Raw genomic sequence first — 1221 nt, 5'->3', positions numbered from 1 at the left:
TTTAGTAGATGACAAAAATTAAACTTATGCTGTTAAACATTTAATTTTTAAGCGGTTAAATTTGTAAAAATCCTTGAAATTTAGTAATTTAAAGGAAAAGTTTGGCGACTTTTCTCCATGAAAACTACTAATTCCAAGGACTTGGTCAAAGTTAACCAAATCCTCCCGATTATGCAAGAGCACTTTGGTCAAAGTATGAATCTGGCACGCATAAAACTTATGGCGTTGCTGCTCCATGCACTCTGTGTGGTGCAGACTGTCAGCCTCCACAAACTGGCCGATGCGATGCCTACGGCTGTCGACAAGGATTCCAACCTCAGACGGCTCCAAAGATTCTTTGCCAAGTATGTTCTTGACCTTGACATAATAGCCCGGATGATTTTCTCGCTGCTTCCAGTCAAGACAGGACTGGTGCTGAGCATGGATCGCACCAACTGGAAGTTCGGAGAGTTCAATATCAACATTCTTATGTTGGGCATCACCTATAAAGGGATTGCCTTTCCTTTGATATTCAGCCTTCTCCCTAAACGTGGCAACTCCGACTGGGAAGAACGCAAGAAGATTATGGAACGTTTCATCCGTCTTTTCGGAGCAGACTGCGTCGACTGCCTTGTGGCAGACCGCGAGTTTATCGGAAAGGAATGGACAGGGTGGCTTAACAGCCGTCGGATTCGGTATTACATCCGAATACGTCAGAACTTCCGGATTGTCAAGCCTTCCACCGGTGAGAGAATCCGTGCCTGGTGGCTGTTCAATGATTTGAAGGTCGGTCAGGAGAAATTCTTCCATAAGCTCTTTCTTCACAAAGGTGAGTATGTCTATCTTGCCGGCAGTCGAATCAAAAACTCCGATGGTGTTCCGGAATTGCAGATTCTCATATGCTTCAATCGGCCCGAGGAGGCGATTTTGACATACAAAAAACGATGGGAGATAGAAACGGCCTTTAGAGCCATGAAATCTTCCGGCTTCAACATCGAGGATACCCATATGCGTGATATGGACCGCATCGCAAGACTTGTCGCGATGGTCTGCATGGCTCTTGTATGGGCGTATCTCGTTGGTGAACATAAAGATATAAATATTAAACCGATAAGGATTCTGAAACATGGAAGAAAGGCAAAGTCGCTTGTCAAGTACGGTTTGGAGGAGATTTCGACCATACTTATGCGTCCGGCTTATAATCCAAAATTCGATGTTTTCAAATTTTTGTCATGTACTTAA

The 1221-nt window shown here is 44.1% G+C and carries 1 protein-coding gene; it reads left to right on the top strand.

The window, feature by feature from the left end:
• The first annotated feature begins 117 nt into the window (after positions 1 to 117).
• Positions 118 to 1221 carry an IS4 family transposase gene (locus E5355_RS19050; protein ID WP_136011555.1) on the top strand — a complete coding sequence of 368 codons (1104 nt, stop codon included), beginning with the start codon at positions 118 to 120 and terminating at the stop codon, positions 1219 to 1221.

Origin of the sequence: Bacteroides muris (ex Afrizal et al. 2022), assembly GCF_004793475.1 — a bacterium.
GTDB classification, from domain to species: Bacteria; Bacteroidota; Bacteroidia; order Bacteroidales; family Bacteroidaceae; genus Bacteroides; species Bacteroides muris.
This window is presented reverse-complemented; position numbering and strand designations above follow the sequence as displayed.

Coding starts and splice junctions, on each gene's coding strand:
- E5355_RS19050 (WP_136011555.1), top strand. CDS start 118: ATGAAAACTACTAATTCCAAGGACTTGGTCAAAGTTAACCAAATCCTC.